The organism is Collinsella sp. An7, assembly GCF_002159335.1.
In the GTDB taxonomy this organism is placed as follows: Bacteria; Actinomycetota; Coriobacteriia; order Coriobacteriales; family Coriobacteriaceae; genus Coprousia.
This window is the reverse complement of record NZ_NFHP01000004.1, coordinates 51223-72473: the sequence shown is the minus strand read 5'-3', so window position 1 is coordinate 72473 and position 21251 is coordinate 51223. Positions and strand designations below refer to the sequence as shown.

At 67.6% G+C, this 21251-nt stretch carries 14 protein-coding genes and 1 tRNA gene; 1 reads left to right on the top strand and 14 read right to left on the bottom strand.

Translation table 11 applies throughout. The annotated features are described in order from the left end of the window. Positions 1-102: 102 nt before the first annotated feature. The 6 genes from B5G20_RS05840 to rnd form a co-directional block, all read right to left on the bottom strand. Complete coding sequence (locus B5G20_RS05840; protein ID WP_087355866.1) at positions 103-1281, bottom strand: acetate kinase; 1179 nt, start codon at positions 1279-1281, stop codon at positions 103-105. A 168-nt stretch (positions 1282-1449) separates the two neighbouring features. Then, a complete protein-coding gene (locus B5G20_RS05835) occupies positions 1450-2622 on the bottom strand; it encodes an acetate kinase (protein ID WP_087355865.1) in 1173 nt (390 codons plus the stop codon). A gap of 291 nt (positions 2623-2913) precedes the next feature. After that, positions 2914-3249 carry a histidine triad nucleotide-binding protein gene (locus B5G20_RS05830; protein ID WP_087355864.1) on the bottom strand — a complete coding sequence of 112 codons (336 nt, stop codon included), beginning with the start codon at positions 3247-3249 and terminating at the stop codon, positions 2914-2916. 27 nt (positions 3250-3276) lie between these two features. Further along, positions 3277-3540, bottom strand: a complete 264-nt coding sequence (gene xseB / locus B5G20_RS05825; RefSeq protein ID WP_087355863.1) for an exodeoxyribonuclease VII small subunit — start codon at positions 3538-3540, stop codon at positions 3277-3279. Between the two features lie 114 nt (positions 3541-3654). After that, on the bottom strand, positions 3655-5178 hold the full coding sequence (gene xseA, locus B5G20_RS05820) for an exodeoxyribonuclease VII large subunit (protein WP_239286892.1): 1524 nt from the start codon (positions 5176-5178) through the stop codon (positions 3655-3657). Positions 5179-5461: 283 nt separating this feature from the next. After that, the gene (rnd, locus tag B5G20_RS05815) at positions 5462-6598 is read right to left on the bottom strand and encodes a ribonuclease D (protein WP_087355861.1); all 1137 of its coding nucleotides are present in this window, start codon (positions 6596-6598) and stop codon (positions 5462-5464) included. Between the two features lie 91 nt (positions 6599-6689). On the opposite strand from rnd, the gene B5G20_RS05810 reads away from it, so the two are divergent. After that, positions 6690-7604, top strand: a complete 915-nt coding sequence (locus B5G20_RS05810) for a diacylglycerol kinase family protein (RefSeq protein WP_087355860.1) — start codon at positions 6690-6692, stop codon at positions 7602-7604. A gap of 116 nt (positions 7605-7720) precedes the next feature. Here the strand turns inward: B5G20_RS05810 and B5G20_RS05805 are convergent. The 8 genes from B5G20_RS05805 to B5G20_RS05770 form a co-directional block, all read right to left on the bottom strand. Continuing rightward, positions 7721-7806, bottom strand: a tRNA-Leu gene (locus B5G20_RS05805). A 391-nt stretch (positions 7807-8197) separates the two neighbouring features. Continuing rightward, positions 8198-9064 carry a class II fructose-1,6-bisphosphate aldolase gene (fba, locus tag B5G20_RS05800; RefSeq protein WP_087355859.1) on the bottom strand — a complete coding sequence of 289 codons (867 nt, stop codon included), beginning with the start codon at positions 9062-9064 and terminating at the stop codon, positions 8198-8200. Between the two features lie 186 nt (positions 9065-9250). Continuing rightward, positions 9251-9928, bottom strand: a complete 678-nt coding sequence (locus B5G20_RS05795) for an MBL fold metallo-hydrolase (protein WP_087355858.1) — start codon at positions 9926-9928, stop codon at positions 9251-9253. Between the two features lie 371 nt (positions 9929-10299). Next, positions 10300-12693, bottom strand: coding sequence for a bifunctional (p)ppGpp synthetase/guanosine-3',5'-bis(diphosphate) 3'-pyrophosphohydrolase (locus tag B5G20_RS05790; RefSeq protein ID WP_087355857.1), 2394 nt, complete (start codon positions 12691-12693; stop codon positions 10300-10302). A 30-nt stretch (positions 12694-12723) separates the two neighbouring features. After that, positions 12724-16095: a single-stranded-DNA-specific exonuclease RecJ gene (gene recJ / locus B5G20_RS05785; RefSeq protein WP_087355856.1), complete on the bottom strand. Its 3372-nt coding sequence runs from the start codon at positions 16093-16095 to the stop codon at positions 12724-12726. A 536-nt stretch (positions 16096-16631) separates the two neighbouring features. Beyond that, on the bottom strand, positions 16632-17915 hold the full coding sequence (locus B5G20_RS05780; RefSeq protein ID WP_087355855.1) for a GNAT family N-acetyltransferase: 1284 nt from the start codon (positions 17913-17915) through the stop codon (positions 16632-16634). A 3-nt stretch (positions 17916-17918) separates the two neighbouring features. Beyond that, on the bottom strand, positions 17919-18602 hold the full coding sequence (locus B5G20_RS05775; RefSeq protein WP_087355854.1) for a copper homeostasis protein CutC: 684 nt from the start codon (positions 18600-18602) through the stop codon (positions 17919-17921). 196 nt (positions 18603-18798) lie between these two features. Beyond that, the gene (locus B5G20_RS05770; protein ID WP_087355853.1) at positions 18799-21210 is read right to left on the bottom strand and encodes a SpoIIE family protein phosphatase; all 2412 of its coding nucleotides are present in this window, start codon (positions 21208-21210) and stop codon (positions 18799-18801) included. Positions 21211-21251: the final 41 nt, after the last annotated feature.

Below are 21251 nucleotides of genomic sequence, written 5' to 3'. Positions count from 1 at the left end.
GGGGCGCCTCGTGCAGCGCACGAGCCGCCTGAGGACCGCAGAGCGCGGAGCGCGATTCCCCTCGCGCCCCGTCACCGCCACGACCCCAAAGTCAACCTTGCGCTAGCAGCCCTCTACCAGCCGCTTAACATCAAGCGCGATCATGTACTCCTCGTCGGTGGGAATCACCATCACGGTAACCGGCGAACCCGCCGCCGAGATGACCTGCGCCCCGTTGCCCACGGCCGCCTGGTTGCGCTCGCGGTCGATGCGCACGCCCAGCCAGTCAAAGCACTCGCAGAACGCCTGGCGGATGGTCCAGTCGTTCTCGCCGATGCCGGCCGTAAAGGTGATGGTGTCCACACCGGCCATCGACGCGATCATGGCACCGGCCTGGAGCATCGCCTTGTAGGCAAACATGTCAAAGGCGAGCAGGCAGTTCTCGTCACCTTGGTTGGCGCCGTTGCGGATGTCGCGCGCGTCGCTCGAGATGCCCGAGATGGCCAAGAGGCCCGACTGCTTGTTCATCATCTCGTCGACCTCGTCATAGGTGTAGCCGCCCTCGCGCTGGAGGTAGCACACCGTCGCCGGGTCGATGGAGCCGCAGCGGGTGCCCATCATGAGGCCGTCGAGCGGGGTCAGGCCCATCGTGGTGTCGCGGCACACGCCGTCCTCGATGGCGCAGAGCGACGCGCCGTTGCCCAGGTGGCACGAGAGCAGCCGGTGGCAGAAGTCGCCGAGCATCTCCTTGGCGACCATCCACTCATAGCGGTGGCTCGTGCCATGCGCGCCGTACTTGCGGATGTGGTAGCGCTCGCGCACGTCCTTGGGGAGAGCGTAGGTGTAGGCGACCTCGGGCATCGACATGTGGAACGACGTGTCAAAAACCGCCACGTTGGGGAGGTCGGGGTACTTCTCACGGCAATACCCGATTGCCGCGGCCTCCCCGTAGTTGTGCAGGGGCGCAAGAGGAGCCACCTCAAGGATCTTGGCCATCACATCGTCGTCCACGAGAGCCGAGTCGTCAAAGTACCAGCCGCCCTGCACGATGCGGTGGCCGATGCCGTCAAACTCGTAATCGCCCTCGGCGAGCACCGAGAGCACGCGCGCGATGGCCGAGCGGTGATCGGGAAAGAGCGCGTCCTCGCTCGTCTTGACGCCGTCGCGGCCCGTGTGGGTAAAGATGCCCCGGTCGAGCCCGATGCGCTCGCAGTTGCCCTTGGCGCTGATCTGACGCGTCTCGGTATCGAGGAGCTGGTACTTGAGGCTCGAGCTGCCGGCGTTGACAACGAGTACGTTCATGGCTCTCCTTTAACTATCGGGCGGCGCCGTATGCGCCACCCCTTTACGCTAGCACCCCGCCGTACCGGCCGGGGCGTCAATCGCAAAACGGGCCCGCTCCTAGGGCAGACGGCGCGCCGGGGCACCCAGCTCCGACGCGCCGCACGCAACCTGTTGGCGCAGATGGCGCTACTTGCTGCCGACGATGCGCTCCACGTCGGAGGCGATCATGTACTCCTCGTCGGTGGGGATCACATAGACAGCCACGGGCGAATCGGGCGTGGAGAGGCACCAGGCGCCCTCGGCACGCAGCGCGTTCTTGGCGTGATCCATGTGCACGCCCATCCAAGCGAGGCGGTCGGCCACGCCGGCGCGGACGGCCGGGGCGTGCTCGCCGATGCCGGCGGTAAAGACGAGCGTGTCCATGCCGCACATGGCGGTGGCCATCTCGGCGACCTTGGTCGCGATCTTGTAGACGAACATGTCAAAGGCGAGCGCGCAACCCTCGTCGCCGGCGGCCGCACCCTCCTCAACGTCGCGCACGTCATTGGTGCCCGAGATGGCGAGGAGGCCCGACTTCTTGTTCATCATGTCGTCGACCTCGTCAAAGGTGTAGCCGCCCTCGCGCTGGAGGTAGCAGACCGTGGCCGGGTCGATGGAGCCGCAGCGGGTGCCCATCATCACGCCGTCGAGCGGGGTCAGGCCCATGGTGGTGTCCATGCACTTGCCGTCCTCGATCGCGCAGAGCGAGGCGCCGGAGCCGATGTGGCACACCACGACCTTGTGCGCGGCGCCGTTCGTCATCTCGGCAACCTTCTGCGAGATGTAGCGGTAGCTCGTGCCGTGCGCGCCGTACTTGCGGATGTGCAGCTTCTCGCACACGTCCTGCGGCAGGGCGTAGGTCTGGGCCACCTTGGGCATGTCAAAGTGGAAAGCGGTGTCGTAGACCGTGACGTTGGGGAGCTCGGGGTACTGCTCGAGGCAGAACTCGATGACGTTGGCCTCGGGGTTGTTGTGGAGCGGCGCCAGCGGGGCGACCTCGCGGATCTTGGCGAGGATGTCGGCGTCAACGAGCGTGGAGTCGCCAAAGTACCAACCACCCTGCACGATGCGGTGGCCGATGCCGTCGATCTTGACGTTGTGGGCCTCGAGGTCCTTGAGCACGACCTCGATGGCGGCCTTGTGATCGGGGAACTCGACGCTGTCGGTAACCTTGGGCTCGCCGTTGGCGGTGTGGGTGAAGGTGCCGCCCGAGAACCCAACGCGCTCGCAGGAGCCCTTGGCGGACACCTTATGCGTCTTGGTATCGATGAGCTGGTACTTGAGCGTAGAGCTACCGGCGTTGACAACGAGAACGTTCATGAGTCTCCCTCTCTTGGGGCGCACGTGGCGCCACAGGACCAATCGGTCCCCCTATGATACCGCCAAATGCGCGGCGGGGTGTCGTGCGGAAGGGCGTGCCGGCAGCGGTTTGGGGGATCGGCTGACCCCCCTGCGTACGGTACGATCCGCTTAGGCACGTCAGGGAAGAAATGCCGCGCGGCCTAGCCCCTTGCGCCCAAAGCTTCCCAGGGGTGCCGTGCTCCCCGCAGATTTCATTCCCTTGTCCGCGGTTGGTCGAGCAGCCCGCTTCCGCCGTCCTGCCCGGGCTGCCTATACCAGGTTCTCGCCCAGGTCCGTACCGCCAAGCACATGCCAGTGCAGGTGCATGACCGTCTGGCCCGCCGCCGCACCGGTGTTGGCGATCACGCGGAAGCCGTCGGTGAGGCCCTTGGCCTCGGCCACCTTCTTAACGGCGAGAGCCATGTGCTCGAGCACCTCGCCCGGCACACCGTCCACGATGTTCTCGTAATGCCCCTTGGGCACCACGAGCGTGTGCACCGGAGCCTGCGGATTGGCGTCGTCAAAGGCGGCCACCAGGTCATCCTCGTAAACAATGGTGGTGGGAATCTCGTGGTTCGCGAGCTTGCAGAAGATGCAGTCGGCCATGATGGGTCCTTTCGGTCGGTACCTGGGTTAGATGCTGAGCGCGTCATCGGTCGAGGCGGCCTCGCCCGCCACGAGCGTGTCCGAGCCGTCCATATCCTTTACGAGGATCTTGACCTGCTGTTCGGCGTTGTCGAGCCGCTCGCGCAGGCTCTTGACGAGCGCCACGCCGCGCGTGTAGCTCTCGAGCGACTGCTCGAGCTCCATGTCGCCCGACTCCAGCGCGCGGATGATGCGCTCAAGCTCCTGGGAGGCCTCCTTGTAGCTGAGGTCCTCGATCTTGGTGTCAGCCATGTTCGTCCTTTCTGTCCTCGGGCCGCGTGGCCCGTTGTTACCTGTATGTGGTCCGCGCGCCTCGGGCGCTGGCTCCGCCCCCCAGAGGCGGAGCGCTTGCGGGTCGCCGCGGGACTACGCGCCCGCACTTGCCGCTGCGGGGGCTACTGCCGAGACCGTTCCCGACACCTCGCCGTCGGCAAAGCGCACCCGGAGCGCGTCGCCCGGCGCAAAGGAGCCCGCGCTCGTGGCGACCCCCTCTCCGTCGTAGGCGATGGCGTAGCCGCGCGCGAGAACCTTGAGCGGCGAGAGCGCATCGAGCGATGCCGCCTGGCGCGCCAGCTCGGAGCTGCGCGCGTCGCAGACGCCCCGGCCGGCCCGCACCAGCCGCTCACTCGCACGGGCAAGGTCGGCCCGGGGCGTGGCAAGCAGGCTCTCCCCCGCAGGGAAGCGCACGAGCAGCCGCTCGAGCGAGGACCGCAGCCGCTCCTGCCCGCGCGCCATGGCAGCCTCGAGCCGGTCGGCGCTCTGCTCGAGCTCGGAGGCGCGCCTGAGCACCGTCTCGTCGGGACGACGCAGGCAGGGCCGCTCGGCTAGCACACGGAGCGCGAGGGCCTCGCGCGAGAGCCGGGCCTCGATCGCGTGGGTCGCCCGCTCAGATGCGCGGGCAAGCTCGGATGCCGCCTCACCCGTGGCGCTCGCCATCGCAGTGGCAAGCCGATGCTCGCGCGTGCGAAGGAGCTCGGCAAGCTCCGTTGCTGCCGGGGCCACCGACTCCGCCGCCGCCGTGGGCGTGGAGCAGCGGCGGTCGCTCACCATGTCGCAGATCGAGGTATCGGGCTCGTGGCCGATGCCCGTCACCACGGGAACGGGCGAGGCGGCCACAGCGCGGGCGAGCGCCTCGTCGTTAAAGGTCATGAGGTCCTCAAAGGAGCCGCCGCCGCGCACGAGCAGAATGCAATCGGGCGCGGGCTCAATCGCGGCGGCCCTTCCCAGAGCCTCGATAAGCTCCGCCTCGGCACCCTCGCCCTGCACGCGCGACCCGACGCAGATAAGCTCAACAAGGGGGTTCCGGCGCCGGAGCGTGCGTTTGACGTCGTCGATAACGGCACCCGAGAGCGAGGTTACCACCGCCACGCGCGTGCAGAAGGCCGGGATGGGGCGCTTGCGCGCCTCGTCCATAAGACCCTCGCGACGGAGCTTCTCGGCAAGGGCCGCCACCTGCTGGCGGAGCAGGCCCTCCCCCACCGGCTCAAAGCGCGAGATGGTAAAACTCATCTTGCCCGTACGGGCGTAGACCTCAAACTTGCCGGTAAAGCGCATCTTGAGGCCGTTTTTGAGCTCGTAGGGGCTCGCCTTGTAAACGCCTCCCCAGATGATGCACTCGAGCGAACTCGACTCGTCCTTAATCTGAAAGTAGCAGTGCCCGCGTGCCCCGTACGGCCCGCGAAAGCCCGATACCTCGCCGAGCACCGTGATGGGCGGGAGCTCGTCGAGCGTGGCGCCCGCGAGCTTGACCGCCTGGGTAACCGAGAGGATGTTGGGGTCGTCCTCGGCTGCGGCGCCCGCACTGGGGGCGGCGCCGGGGTGCTCCCACGGCGCGGCCGAGATTCCCGTTAGATTCCAACCGCTCATGTGCTCCTCGTCTCCATCGCTCATGTCAATTGAAACCAGTCTAGCGTCCCGTGCGGACAAGGTTTTGATGAGAATCTGAGAACCGCTTCAAAATGTGACAGTGGGGGCAGGTTATGTTGTCACGTGACAACATAACCTGCCCCCACTGTCACAAAAATGGGTCAAACGGAACACGTCCCCAAATGACCCATCGACAACGAACCCTGCCCATCGAGGTGCGCCAGATCGGCCTGAAAGAGGAGGGAGGACGCCTTGCGTGCGCCGACCGACGATTGAGGGCCAAGATCGGGTGCTACGGGAGGCCGGCCTAGAGGAGCTCAATTCGGCGGTCTTTGACCGTCAGTCCCATCCGCCCGGCGAGCAGGTCGTCCAGACGCGTGCCCACCAGCTCAAAGCGCCACCCTTCGCGCAGGCGGCTCCGCTCGGGATGGTCCACGTAGTCCACCAGGTCGTCGCGCGAGGCGATCATCGCCGTTGCCACGCCGGCGCGCTCCGCCACAAGCCGCAGCAGCGCGTACATAAGGTCCACCACGCTCTCGAGCTCGCCCGAAGGCGCCTTGCGCGCGTGCTGCGCGGGCGGCAGGCGGTCGGGCGGGCAGCGGCGCCCGCGGTCCACGGCAACCAGAATCGCCGCCACATCGCCCTCAGAGAGCTGCTCGGTCCCGCGCACGCCCCGCACATCCTCCACCGTATGGGGAGCGCGCTTTACGAGCGCCACGAGCACTTCGTCCGACATGACCCATTTGCGCGGAATGTCGAGCTTCTCGGCCCGTCCCTCGCGCCACGCGGCGAGCTCGCGGGCGATCGCCATCTGCTTGCGCGTGCACGAGTTCACGCGCTTCACCCGCTTGTAGGCTTGCCGACGGTCGATCTCGTAATGCGAGCGCTCGACCAGGGGGCGCAGCTCGTCGAGCACCCACCACAGACGCCCCTCCGCCTCCAAGCGCTCGCGCATCACCGCGTAGGCTCGGATGAGGTAGCGCACGTCATCGAGGGCGTACTCGAGCTGCTCTGCGGTGAGCGGCCGGCGCGACCAGTCGGTGAGCGACTCGGTCTTAGGGAGCGTCACCCCGCAGAACGCCTGCACCACCCCGTTGTAGGCCACCTGCAGGCGCTCGCCCAAAAAGGCGGCGGCTACCTGCGTGTCAAAGATGGGCTCGGGCAGCACCCCGAGCGCGTGGAGGATGACCTCCATGTCCTGCGTGCAGGCGTGGAAGACCTTGATGGTGGACTGGTCGGTGAGGAGCGCGGCCAAGGGGTCCAGGTGCCCCTTGAGCGCCAGTGGATCGATCGCCACCGACTCCTCGGGCGTCCCCACCTGGATCAGGCACAGGCGCGGATGGAATGTCCGCTCGCGCAGAAACTCCGTGTCGACGGCGACCGCATCAAAGCTCGCGGCGCGCGCGCAGAATTCGGCGAGTTCGCTCTCTGTGGATATAATCATGCTCTCCCGTGCCTTGATATCCCCCACGGGCGCGGGGGTAGGATACGACAATGTAACTATACGCGCTTTAGCCCAGAACGGAAGAACCTGCATGCGTTGCCTCATCATCCACAACCTCGCCTCGGGACCGCGCTCCGACGAGATCTTCGCCTTTGAGCACGCGCTCGTCCGGGCGGGCGACGAAGTGGTGATGCGCTTCATCGGTGGCGGGACGGAGCCCGCCGATGCCACGGCCGACGCGCGCAGCTTTGACCGCGTGGTGGTCTCGGGCGGCGACGGCACCATCTCCAACGTGCTCGACTGCCTGCGCGACACGCACGTCCCCACGCTGGTCTTTCCCTCGGGCACGGCCAACCTCTTCTTTAATAACATCGGCAACGGCACCGAGATCGCCGCCCTTGCCGCCGCGTGCCGCGCCGGGCGCACCGCCAAGGTCGATATGGGCGAGCTATTCTGGAAGAACGACTCCGGCGCCATCGAGCGCCACGGATTCACCATCATCGCCGGATCGGGGTTTGACGCCACCATCATGGAGAAGGCCGCCCCTGCCAAGAAGGACATGGGCGAGGTGGCCTACTTTCTCTCGGCGCTCTCTACCCTCGAGCCCGATGTGGCTCACTTTACCATCGAGCACGACGGCAAGGTGGACGAGCTCGACGGCATCTCGTGTATGCTGGGCAACACCGCCGTCATCCAAAACGGCATCAACCTCTTCCCCGACTGCCGCATGAACGACGGCCTGCTCGACATCGCGGTTATCGAACCGGTAGGGCTCGTGCAGCTGCTGCCCACGGCACTCGCCGCGGTCATCGACCCGGCGGGCAAGGGGCTCGGACGTCCGCAGTTCAAGATGATCCAGGCCCGCGAGGTCAAGGTGACCTGTACCCCCTCGCTCGGCATGCAGTTTGACGGCGAGCTCATCTCCAGCAACACGGGGGTCTTTGGCGCACGCGTGCTGCCGCAGTGCCTCGACATCATCATCGACGAGTACTCGCCGCTGGCATAGGGGCTGAGAACAGGGATGCCGGCGCGCGGCAAATAGCCCGTAGCACACAGGCGCGCAGGCACCGGGAACCATCTCCACAACGCAAAAAGGGTCCCGAGGGACCCTTAGATGCGCATTGGTGCCTGAGGAGAGATTCGAACTCTCACGGTGTCACCACCGGAGGATTTTGAGTCCCCTGCGTCTGCCGTTCCGCCACTCAGGCGCACGAGCCATGGTACCACAACTGCCCCACCCGGGCGACAGACGACCGCACCGCGTCGATCGAATGGCGTCGGAACCGTTACGACCGCGCGAGCGGCGCGCCCGATTGACCAACCGCCACTGAATCCCAGGTCTCGCCGCACTCCACAGCAGTTCGTCAAACCGCACCCGCTTTCCCGGCACTTGTTTGACAAGTTGCAGCAGAATTCCGGCGCCCAGCGCAATTCTGCTGCACCGTTTCAAACAAAACGGCGTCTCGGCCCCATCGTTTGACAAACTGCAGAGGTATTTCCGCGCGTGGCGGTCTACGCAGCCCTCAGACGCAACGAGGCCCGGCTCCCATGCGGAAGCCGGGCCTCGCCCAAGCTCAAAAGCTGCTCACGCTGTGGCACTTACGCCTTGTTGACGGAGCCGAACTCCTCCATGAGGGCCTTGGTCTTCTCGACGATGGCGTCGCGACCGGGCTTCAGGAGCTTGCGCGGGTCGAAGCCCTTGCCCTCGAGATCCTTGCCCGCCTCGACGTACTTGCGGGTAGCGGCCGCAAACACGAGCTGGAGGTCGGTGTTGACGTTGATCTTGGAGACGCCGAGCGAGATGGCCTTCTGGATCTGGTCCACCGGGATGCCCGAGCCGCCATGGAGGACGAGCGGCAGGTCGCCGACCTGCTCCTTGATCTCGCCGAGGCGCTCGAACGAAAGGCCGGCCCAATCCTCGGGGTACACGCCGTGGATGTTGCCGATGCCGCAGGCGAGGAAGTCGACGCCCAGATCGGCGATCTGCTTGCACTCGGCCGGATCGGCGAGCTCGCCGGAGGAGGTCACGCCGTCCTCGGTGCCGCCGATGCCGCCGACCTCAGCCTCGATGGAGAGGCCCTTGGCATGGGCGAGCTCCACGAGCTCCTTGGTGCGGTCGAGGTTGAGCTGGAAGGTCTCCTCGTGGGAGCCGTCGTACATGATGGAGGTAAAGCCGGCATCGATAGCCTTGAAGCAGTCCTCATACGAACCATGGTCGAGGTGCAGCGCAACGGGGACGGTCACGCCGGTCGCCTCGACGGCGGCCTTGACCATGTCGGCGCAGACCTTGAAGCCGCCCATCCACTTGGCGGCACCGGCGGTGCACTGGATGATCAGCGGGCTCTTGGCCTCCTCGGCAGCCTGGAGAATAGCGAGCGTCCACTCCAGGTTGTTGGTGTTGAAGGCACCGAGGGCGTACTTGCCGGCCTCGGCCTTCTTGAGCATGTCAGCTGCATTGACGAGCATAGAAACCTCCCAATAGACGGGTTGCCCAATGACGCTCTTAGTGTACCACGCGCGCCGTGGGCGTAGACGCTCGATACGCGGGGAGGCAGACGTCGAGCCCAACGGCTCCGGTGCGAGCAGGGCGCGGGCAGCCGGTTTCGGTGCGGTGTCCGCACCATCGGCACCGCCCCGCTCGGGCAGCCACCCCTAGCGCATAAACGGGTTCGTGGCGAGCTCGCGTTCGATGGTGGTCGAGGGGCCGTGGCCCACAAGGCAGCTGGTCGCAGACGGGAGCAGCTGCCCCAGACGCCGGAGCGAGCGGATGATGGCAACCTCGTCGCCACCTGCGAGGTCGGTGCGACCGTGGCTCCCCGGAAAGAGTGTGTCGCCCACAAAGGCGATGGGCCCCTGGTCGATCGCGCAGAAGTACACCATGCCGCCCGGTGTGTGCCCTGGGGTTGCAATCGCCTGCAGCCGGGCCGACCCGACCGTGATGACGTCGCCCTCGTGCACCAAGCGGGTCGGCTCACCCGGATCCGGCGTCTCGATGCCCCAGGTGCGCTGGCGCGCGATATTGGTCTCCACAGTTGCGACATCCTCGGCGGGAAGCAGGTACTCAATCTCGGGGAGCGCCTTGCGAAGACCCGCCACGCCACCCACGTGGTCGGCGTGACCGTGCGTGCACACGATGGCCCGGATTCTCACTCCGGGGTGCGCCGCCGCAAACGAACGCGCCAGCTCCTCCCCGTCCCACGCCGGGTCGATCACCACCGCCTCGTCACCCGAGATGACAAAGTACGTGTTGGTCTCAATCGGACCGTTGACCACATACGCAACCTCAACCGTCCCGCAGGGGGTCGTATCGAGCGTAAAGCTATCAGCCATGACGCCTCCTCAACAATGCACGTAATCAATTGAGACGATTGTACCCAGCCGGGCGTAGATGAGGGCAGGGGGCTGGCGGGACAAAGCCCCTGCCCCATTGTCCCGAAATGGGTCAAATGGAACACGTCCCCAACTGACCCATCGACAACAGCATACGGCCCGCTGAAGTGCGCCAGATTGCCGCGAAAGACTTTGGGATAGGCCTTAGGGCCATGCCCGAAATCTTGAACGGCAAGGTGGCGTGCCTCAGCGGGCCGGGTACGGCCTTCCGTAGTGCCCGAGGTTGCCCAAAAGAGGAGGGAGGACGCCTAAGGGCGCCGACCGACGATTGAGGACCCAAATCGGGTGCTACGGGAGACCGCGGGGCCGCGTTACCCCCTTCTCTTCATCTGCAGCGCGCCCTCTCCCGGCTTGAGGCGGCGCGCGTCGTAGACGCTCTCCACCCGGCTGATGGCGGCCAGCAGCGGATCGAGCCCGCTCGCGTCGGAGATCTCCACCAAGAAGCGCAGCACGGCAACGCCATCGCGGTTGGTGGAGGTCGCCGCCGAGAGAATGTTCGCCCCGGCCTCGCCAATGGCGATGGTCACGTCCTTGAGGAGCCCCATGCGGTCGAGGCACTCGACCACGATCTCGACCCTAAAGGCGGCGTCGGCACGCGTGTCCCATGCCACGTCGATCATGCGCTCGGGGTGCTCCATGAGCCCCTTGACGTTGGGGCAGTCGGCCCGGTGGACCGAGACGCCGCGGCCGCGGGTCACAAAGCCCACGATGTCGTCGCCCATCACAGGGTTGCAGCAATGCGCAAGGCGCACGAGCAGCCCGGAGTCGGACGAACCCTTGACCACCACGCCGGAGCTCCCCTTGGAGCCGTGCCCCGAGCCGCCGGAGCGCGGCCGGCGGTTGCTCCCCCGCGCCGGGCGTTCGCCCGCCGCGCCCGTAGCGCCGGCAGCCGAGCCGTCCCCCGCAAGGGGCACCGCGGGAATCTCGGGCTTGGGGTCCAAGATCTGCTGCACGCGGTTGCCCACGAGGCGCGGCGCCACCTTGCCCGAGCCGATGGCGGCGAAGAGGTCCTCGAGATGGCGGTAATTCAGCTGCTCGCACACGGCGGTGAGCGCGCGCGTGGAGCGCGGCGTGGAGATGCCGTAGCCGCGTTTGCGCAGGTCCTTGGCCAGAATCTCGCGCCCGGCGGCAGCGTCCTCGTCCTTGGTCGCCGCGGCAAAGTACCGGCGGATCTTGGAGCGGGCACTCGGGGTCTTTACGATGGTCAGCCAGTCGCGCGAGGGTTTGGAGTTCTTGTTGGTAAGGATCTCCACCCGGTCGCCCATCTCGAGCTCGTGCGTGAGCGGCGCCACCACGCCGTTGACCTTGGCGCCCACGCAGTGGTTTCCCACCTCGGTGTGCACGGCGTAGGCAAAGTCGAGCGGCGTGGAGCCCGCGCGCAAGCTCATGATCTCGCCCTTGGGGGTAAAGACAAAGATCTCCTGGTCGTAGAGGTCGACCTTGAGCGAGTGCAAAAACTCCTTGGGGTCGTCGATGTCGTCGGAGGCCGCCCAGTCGAGCGTGTGCTTGAGCATGTTGATCTGCTCGTCAAGGCGCTGGGCGTCGACCGACTTGGTGGCCGACGAGCCGCCCGAGCGCTTGTAGAGCCAGTGCGCGGCGATGCCGTACTCGGCCTGCTCGTGCATCTCGTAGGTACGGATCTGGATCTCGAGCGGGCGCGCCGTGGGCCCGATGACCGTGGTGTGGAGCGACTGGTAGTTGTTGAGCTTTGGGTTGGCGATGTAGTCCTTGAAGCGCCCCGGCATGGGGTGCCACAGGGCGTGCACCGCGCCGAGCGCCGAGTAGCAGTCGCCCACCGTGTGACAGATGACGCGCATGGCCACGAGGTCGTAGATCTCGGAGAACTCCTTGCCCTTGCGCTTCATCTTCTGGTAGATCGACCAGTAGTGCTTGGAGCGCCCGTTGATCTGAAACCCCTCGAGCCCGGCGTCGTGCAGCTCGTCGGTGAGGGTCTTGATGGTCTCGGCGAGGTAGCGCTCGCGCACCTCGCGGCTCTCGGCCACCATGCGGGCGATGCGCTGGTAGGCCTCGGGCTCCAGATAGAAGAACGAGAGGTCCTCGAGCTCCCACTTGATGGAGCTCATGCCCAGGCGGTCGGCGAGCGGCGCATAGACGTCCATGGTCTCGCGCGCCTTAAAGAGACGGCGGTCCTCGCGCAGCGCGGCGAGCGTCCGCATGTTGTGCAGGCGGTCGGCCAGCTTGACGATGATCACACGGATGTCCTTCGACATGGCGAGAAACATCTTGCGCAGGTTGAGGGCCTGCTTCTCGTCCATGCTGTCGACCTCGATGTTGGTGAGCTTGGTGACGCCGTCCACGAGGCCGGCCACCGTCTCGCCAAAGATGTCGCGCACGTCGGCGAGCGAAACCTCGGTGTCCTCCACCGTGTCGTGCAAAAGCGCCGCGCAGATCACGTCGCAGTCCATCTTGAGCTCGGCCAGGATGATCGCAACCTCAACGGGGTGGTTGATGTAGGGCTCGCCCGAGCGGCGGCGCTGGGCGGCGTGCTTCTCGGCCGCGAAGCAGTAGGCATGCTCCATGAGCGCGCAGTCCTCGTCGCTCATGTACTTGCGGCAGAGCCCGGCGAGCTCGTCGTAGTCGTCGGCGCAGATCTCGGGCGGGAGGTCGTCGGCATGGGTGTAGTGCACCATCTTCGACGATGAGGTGAGCGTCGCGTCGTGCGCGGCACGCGTTGCGGCATCCATGGGGCCTCCTCACACGGTTGCGGCGTCTGGCTACGCCGGGGTGTCGCCGCGCCCCGGGGTGATGGGACGGGTTATTCGGTTAAGCATATCACGAGGCGAGGCGTCGAGCGCCCAGCTCCGAAACGTAGCAAAGGCCGAACGGGCGCGCAGGCCCTCAAGATAGCGGATCGACTCGGTGAGCGCCATGTGCCCCGGCTGCTCGCGCATCTCGATACGCCGGCCGTCGGCAATGCCCGTCACGCGGGCAAAGCCGAGCTCCTCAAAGATCTGGATGCCGCTCGCCACGCTCCGCTCGTCAACCGTCTCGCGGGCGTCGATGGCGCGGCACATGCTCACGATGTCGAGGTCGCTCGCCTGAAAGGTGCGCTCGCCCGTGGTGCCCCGGTGGCGGCGCCATATGGTCTGGAGCGCCCGGTAGAGCGTCACGAGCTCACCGCGCTCGGGGGCGGCGGCATCGAGCAGGCGCTCGTTGATGCGGGCATCGCGCGCGGAGTACATGACGTGGATGAGCGCCGGCTCGCCGTCGCGCCCGGCCCGGCCGCTCATCTGGTTAAAGGCCGTGGCCGAGAAGGGCATGTGGTAGAGCACCACGTGCCGGATGTCGGGGAGGTTGACTCCCTCGCCAAAGGCCGAGGTCGAGACGATGCAGGTGAGCTCACCGGCACGGAAGGCCTCCTCCACGCGGGAGCGTGCCTCGCGCGCAAGGCCGCCGTTGTAGAAGGCGATCGCCCCGCCGAGCTCGGGCACGCGCTGGCGGAGCGTGCGGGCGAGCGCGACCGTCTGCTCACGCGAGTTGACGTAGACCACGCACTTCTCCCCCGTCGCCACGATGGAGACAAGGCGGTTCTCGCGGCTCGCGAGATTGCGGTCGTCCTCAAGGTGGAGGTTGGGGCGGTCGGCATCGTCCACGATCTGCCGCGAGATGCCGAGGAGCCGCATGATCTGCCCGGCCGTGCGCGCGTCGGCCGTGGCCGTGACGGCGAGAACCGTCGGGTGGCCGAGCGCCGTGAGCACCTCGGGGAGCTCGAGGTAGGCACTGCGGTCGCCGCCCGGCGCGGCCGCGATGTGATGAGCCTCGTCCACCGCGACAAAGCCCACGCGGCGGCTCTCGGCAAAGCGGGCCCGGTGGATGGCGAGAAACTCCGGCGTGGTGAGCACCACGTCCACGTTGCCCGTGGCGATGCCATGGAAGATCCGGTCGCGCGCGGCCTCGGTGGTCTCGCCCGTGAGGACGCCCACCGACACGCCGTAGCCGCCGAGGAGCTCGACCAGGTGGAAGGCCTGGTCGGCGATGAGGGCGCGGAGCGGATAGACGAAGATGCTCGCATGGTGGTTGAGCACGGCCTCGCGCGCGGCGTGCACCTGAAAGACGAGGGACTTGCCGCGCCCCGTGCCCATGATGGCAAGCGCGCTCTCGCCGCGGCCGAGGACATCGAGCGCCTCGCGCTGGGCGGGATGTGGCGCGGCCCCGCCGATGAGCGCGTGCAGCAATGTGCGCGTGAGCTCGTCGTAGGGGAGGCGCTCGAGCGTGGCGCGGCGGGCGCGGCCATCGGGGGTAGCCGCCCGTGCATGGGTGGTGGGCTCGTCCGGGTCGGCATCGGCTGCGCCCCAGGCCACCTCTGTCGTACCCGCGTCGTCTGCCGCGACATCACCTGCAGTGACGGGCGCGACACCGCCCCCCGCACCGTCCGCGCGGTCGTGGCGCAGGATGTCCTTCACCATGAGCTTGGGCTTCACGCGGCCCTGCCAGTGCTCCGCCACCGCCTCAAAAACCAGGTCGACCACGCTATCGCACGAGCAGAGGACGTCGGGGTCGGGCGCGCGGAACATGATGGCCGCCACGCTCGAGATCCCGTCCGTCGCGGTGAAGCGCATGTGGTCGCCCGTCCGCCCCACGCAGGAGCGGTCGGCCATGGTCACGCCCGTCGCCGCCAAGAGCGGCACGCGGTTGCCCTGGCCAAAGGGCTCCAGCAGCCCGATCTGCTCGATGTTCTCTATGGTGAGCTCGCCGAGCGTAACGGTGGCCGCCACCTCACCCTTGTCTTCAAAGGCCTCCGCCGGCAGCTCCGAGAGCACGGCGTCGAGCCGCTCGCGCAGCGCGGGCAGGTTTGCCGCGGGGAGCGTCACGCCCACGGCGCCCGCGTGGCCGCCAAAGCGCGTGAGCAGATCGGCGCAGCGCTCCACCGCGTCAAAGAGGTTGACGGTGCCCACCGAGCGGCCGGAGCCCCGCGCCACGTCGCCCTCGATGGAGAAGAGGAGCGCCGGCACGTGATAGCGGTTGACGATGCGGCTCGCCACGATGCCCTTGACGCCCTCGTGCCAGCCCTCGCCGCCCACCACTACGCAGCGGCCACCCGTGTAGGTCTCCTCGACCTTGGCGAGCGCGTCGGCTGTGAGTTCGGCCTCGATGTCGCGGCGCTCCTGGTTGATGGCCTCGAGCTCAGCGGCGAGCCGGCCGGCCTCGACCGGGTCGCGCTCGAGCAGCAGGTTGAGGGCGAGCGTGGGGTCTGCCATGCGCCCGGCGGCGTTGAGGCGCGGGATGAGCGAGAACGAGAGCGCGTCGGCGGTGATGGTGGAGAGGTCGGTGCGGGTGAGCGCGGCGAGCGCGATGTAGCCCGGACGCGCCGTGGCGCGCATCTGCGCGATGCCGTCGGCCACGAGTGCGCGGTTCTCGGGCGTGAGGGGCATCATGTCCGACACGGTGCCGAGCGCCGCGACCTCGGTGAGCGTGCGCCACAGGTCGGGCTTGCCGCGGTGCTCGCCCAGCACCTGCACGAGCTTGAGCGCCACGCCCGCTCCCGCAAGCTCGCGCGAGGGGCCCGTCGGCGCGAGCTTAGGGTCGGTGAGCGGCACGCCGCGCGGCACCATGTCGGAGGGCTCGTGGTGGTCGGTCACCACGAGATCGATGCCGCGTTCGCGCAGGTAGGCCACCTCGTCGCGCGCGGCGATGCCGTTGTCGACCGTAACCACCACGCTCGGCGCGCAATCCCCGATCACGCGGTCGAGCGCCGCCTGACTGAGGCCGTACCCTTCGTCAAAGCGGTGCGGGATGAAGGGGTGCACGTCGCCCCCGAGCGCGCGCAGAGCCTCGGTGAGCAGGCAGGTCGAGGTGATGCCGTCCACATCGAAGTCGCCAAAGATCGCGATGGTCTCGTGCGCGTCGAGCGCCCGCTCCACGCGCGTTGCGACCTCGTACATGCCGGGAATGGTGAGCGGGTCGGCCCAGTCGCGCTCGAGCGAGGGTGTGAGGAAGAGCCTGCCCTCCTCGACAGAGGCGATGCCGTGCGCGACCATGATGCGCGCCACGAGCGGCGCGACGTTGAGCCCGGAGGAGAGCTCTTGCGCGAGCTCGGGGTTCTCGGGAGCTACCACCCAACGGTGGCTCGTTTTGAGCGAAGCCATGGAAAGACGTCCTTGTGATGAGGCCCGCTGCGGCGGGCCGGGCTGTTGAACGCATCCATTATACGCGCTTCGTGCGGACACGGTTTTGGCTTGGGTGATAGCGGGGTGGAGCGGGGCGATGACTATGGGGCTGATGCGCTCTTTGGGCGAGGTGGGTCGGAGCGCTCCTCCGGGGCTCGGCGCCCTGCGGGCTCGCTTCGCGACTCGCCCCGGAGGAGCGCCCCGACCCGCCCGCAGGAGGGCGGGCTCACCACAGACGAGAGAGGGAAATGAAGTGCACCGGCCCCTTGGCTGAGGTAGGCGCTGGCTTCGTGCGCCTGGGTTGGCATGGTGGGGTGACGTTGGCACGCGGGGACGGCGGTTGGCGGCTTTGCCGCCTTCCGCCGGTGGATGCCCCGGCGGGACCTTTGCATAGGGACTATGGAATGGGTCGCTCTTGCCGGCCCTTGGCCGGCAAATCGCGCGCCTTTGGGGTCGGGGCGATTAGCGGGAGCGCGGCGGTCGGGCTCACCGCGCGGGCCGCACCCCGCGCGCCGCTACGTCTCCGGCTTGTGGAGCCAGCATTGCGTCTGGCCTATGCGACGAAGGCCCAGTCTGCGCTGCAGCGCCTGGGACGCCTCGTTGTCAGGGGCCACCTGGCAGAAGGGGATGCGGTCCGCCTCGAGCATTGCGCGGATCTGGGCGGCCTCGATCGTGGTTGCGTAGCCGTGGCGGCGGGCCCAGGGAAAGACCTCGAGCATGCCCATCGAGGCCTCGTGGTGCTCGCCGATAAAGCCCACGAGCCGACCCTCGCCGTCGTAGCCGCCGATAACCCAGCCGCGGCGCAGATGGTCCTCCACCCCGTCACGGTCCATGAGCGCGTACTGCGCGTCCACCGCATCGGTGTCCTCCACCGTGAGCGGGCGCATCTCGAGCGGAGCGCCCACCTCGGCAGGGGGCTCAGCGGCCTCGTAGACCCAACCATCGTAGGGCCAGACCTCCGCACCCGGCGCAAGCTCCCCAGCGAGCGCGGCGTCGTCGAGGCTCACCACGGCACCGGGCTCGATGCGCTCCCCCATCGCCCGGGCGCCCGCCGCAGAGAAGGGCGAAGCGAGATAGGCACCCTTGCCGGCAAAGCGCGCGAGCACGCCCAGCTGCTCGTCCGCCATAAGCACGTCCGCGCGGCCAAGACGCACGGACTCGCTCGTGCACAGGTGGCGCGCCGGGTCGTCCCGCGCCGCAAGCAGCACGAGCGCACGGCGCCCCTCGGGCGAGAGGAGCGCGAGCAGGTTATCCACCTCGTCGCGGCGCTCGCCCAAAAGCGGCACGTCGACCCCGCGCCGCACCCGGACCGCACGAAAGCCCAGCTTCTTAGCCACGTGCGCTGAACGCTCGTTGCCCGCGTAATACCCGAGCCAGATCGCCCGGGCACCGAGCTCCCGCTGCGCGGCACCCATGAGCGCGCCGGCAGCCTCGGGCGCGTAGCCGCGGCCCCAGAACGGCTTGCCCGTCCAATAGCCGATCTCGTACTCGCCCGCGTCAAACGCAAGGTCACTCGCGTCCGGTCCCATGAGCCCAACCGCGCCCACAAGCGTCCCGGCCGGCTCGCCATCCGCACTCGGCACGCGCAGCTCCACGGCGTAGGTATGGGGAGCGCCGAGCACGGTCTGGATAACCGTCAGGCTCTCCTCGACGCTCCGGTGCGGCTGCCAGCCCGCCCCGTAGCCGAGCTCCGGCTCGCGCGCGAGCTCAAAGAGCGCCGGTGCGTCCGCGTCCGTCCACGGGCGCAGACGCAGCCGCTCGGTCTCGATCGCCCCGCGCATCCGCATCTCTCCCGCCATCTGCTACGCGAGCTTTACGATCTTGGTGCCGTGCGCCTCGTGCACGCCGAGCGCCGCCACGATCTCGTCCACGTTCTGGTAGGTAATGCCCGCGCCCGGCAGGATGATGATGCGCCCGGCAGCGCGCTCGATGTAGGTGCGCAGGCGGTCGAGGTTGTCCGCGATGGGCGTTCCCGCCACGCCGCCGTGCGTGAGGATGCGCGTCGCGCCCGCCTCGGCGATGGCGTCGATGGCGGCGAGCTGACGGTCCTCGGGCAGAACGTCAAAGGCCATGTGGAAGGTCACGTCCACCTTGTCGTCGCGCTCGGCCTCCGCCTCGTGCACGATATGCATGAGCCGCTCGATCGCATCGTGGTCGAGGTCGAGCTCGCCCGACGCGTCCGGCGCGAGGCACCCAAAGACGATGCCGTCCACGCCGAGCGCGAGCGCCACGCGTGCGTCGGCCTCCATCATGCCGAGCTCCTCGGGCGTGTAGACAAAGTCGCCGCCGCGCGGGCGCACCATCGCCATCACGCGAGCGCCGAAGTCGTGCGCGTAGGCCACCGTCGCCTCGATTACGCCCGTCGAGGGCGAGGTGCCGCCCACCGCCAAGTTGTCGCAGAGCTCAATGCGGCGCGCACCCGCCTCGACTGCCGCCGGCACGTCGGTAAAGTTCTCGGCGCAGAACTCACGGATGAAATCGGACATGGGGACCTCCCGCCCTCGCTGGAAACGCCTGCTCGGTCCATTCTGCCACAACGACCCCTCGGGCGGATGTCGCGAGCTGCGTAGGGACGGGGCGAGGCGTGGACGCAGCGCAACGAAATGGGTCATTTGGGGACGTGTTCCGTTTGACCCATTCACGCGGCAACCCGAGCCACGAAACGACCCGACCGGCGGCTCCCTAGTCAAACCGCAGCGCCACAAGCGCGATATCGTCCTCGAGGGCAGAGTCGGTAAACGCGTCGAGCTCGTCGAGCACCTTCTGACAGAGCCCCTCGACCCCCTCACCCGCGCGCGCGAGCAGCACGTCGCGCAGACGTTGCTCGCCAAAAAACTCGCCGGCAGCGTTTCGGCCCTCGATGGCGCCGTCGGTATACATAAAGAGCATGTCGCCCGGAGCAAAGGTGAACGACCCGCTGTTAAAGGCCATCCCCTCAAAGGCGCCCACCACGCCCGACTGGCGGCTCAAAAGCTCGATCTCGGTCGTCTGGGGCCCTGCGGGCTCCTCGCCGTCGTCCGGTACGGCAGCACCCGAGCTTGCCAGTGCACGACGGCGCAGCAGCATCGAGGGCGGATGCCCCGCCGAGCAGTAGAGGGCGCTCCGCCGGCGCAGGTCGATCTTGGCCACGAACATGGTGGCAAAGGTCTCCACGCGCGAGAAACTCATGAGCATGCTGTTGAGCGAGCGCACCATGTGCACCGGGCTCGCCCCCTCCCACGCGTAGGCTGAGAGCGCGGTCTTAACGAGCGCCGACATCGACGCCGCCTCCACGCCCTTGCCCGACACGTCGCCCAAGATCATGACGGCGCGGTCGTCCGGCAGGCGGATGAGCGTGTAGAAGTCGCCGCCCACGAGGGCCTGGCGCGTGGCGGACGAGTAGAGCGCGTCGGAGGTTATACCCGGCACGCGGCCGAGCGAGCTCTGCATGCCGCTCTGGAGCGTCTGGGCGATCCGTCGGTCGGCCTCCTTCTGCTCCACGCGGCGGAAGAGCATCTCGTACTCGCGCGTGATGCGGACGACATAGTCGTATTCCACGTCGTCGATGGGCTCCTGGGTGTTGTCGCGCAGAAAGAGCACCGAGCGGCACTGCGCCAGGCGCTCGGCGTCCCCGTGGGTGATGAGCGCACCGGCGGCGGGATTGGCAGCAAACGCCGCCCTCGGGTCCTGAGTGCCCTCCTCGTCCGCGTGGAGCCCTAGCTCCACGAAAACGCCCTGGTTGGGCAGGTCGTGTGCAAGCAGCCACTCGCCCGCGCGCGATAGCCGATCGATGCGCGTCACCCGGGCATTGTCAAAATCGTCACCATCGGCGGTAAGGCCCGTCCGCTCGTGCGCAAAGTAGTCGGCCACACCGGGCGCCACCTGCGCGGCGGGCGCGGTGGTGGAGGAGGTGAGCCACTCGATGCCGCCCGGCAGCGCCACCTGGCTGCCGCCCTCGTAATCGAGCACGTAGCAGCCGCGGCCGGCATCAAAGACCACCGGGCAGATGTGACAGCTGAGCACGCGCTTCACTTCGGCCACAACCTCTGCCCAGGCTGAGTTGCGGTCGTCCTCGAGCGAGAAAATTGTGTCGCGGACGGTATTGAGCGAGCGCGTGAGCTCGGCGGCACGGCGCGAACGCATGCTCGCGATGAGGCTCACGAGTTCGATGGAGAGGTAGTCGCAGATCACCTCGAGCACGCTCACGTCGTAGGCTCGCGGCATGCAAGGGCGCTTCCAGCCGAGCTCCATCACGCCCATGACCTGCTGGCCAAAAAAGACCGGCACGGCGATGAGCGTCTTAAAGGAGGGGGCGTCCTGCACGCGCAGCGGGCGCGTCCGGCGACGGTCGAGGTCGTAGAAGACGCCGCTCGATGCCGTGCCCTCCCCTGCCGGCACCACCGAGATACGGCAGGCCCGGGCCTCGCGCAGCACATAGGTGGGAATGCCCGCGCCGTAAGGGATGAACTCCGGCACAAAGGAGCGCTCGAGCGAGCGCGAGATCGCCCGGAGCTTAAAGCCGCCGTTCTCGGCAAAGTACATGGTGGAGCCGTCGGCGTCGAGGGCGTCCACGAGCTTGTTGAGCACCGAGTCGAGCATCTCGGGAAGGTTGTCGGCGCCGACCGTCGCCATAATGACCGCGAGCGTGCCCGAGAGGCGCTTGTTTGCCGCCTGAAGCTCCGAGAGCACGCGGCGCATCTGACGGTCGCGCGCGTACTGCTCGGCAAGGCTGCGGATGACCACGAGCACGCGGTCGCGGGCCTTGAGACTGAGCGAGAACTTCTTACGGAGCTCGACGGTGCGGTGGCCGATGGGGATGGCGCGCGCCTCAACGGGAACAAACGAGCCGTCGGCCAGCTTGAGCTTGAGCGCCACCGGGTCGCCGTTGATCGGGAAGGGCAGGCCGTGGTTGACGGCGCGCTCAAAGGCATCGCTAAAGAGCAGGTCTTTGATGTCGGCACCCACCGCATCGGAGCGGGTCTTGCCCGAAAGCTCCAAAAAGCGGCTGTTGGCGTGGGCGATGGTGCCGTCATGGCCGCAGACGACGACGGCGTCGCTCGTAAGCTCCACCAGCTGCGAGATCTTTGGAAGTTCGTCGTGGGCGTCGCTCGCCATGCCGCTCCTCCCATCTGCGCCCACCCCGGGCGTTGGGTGGG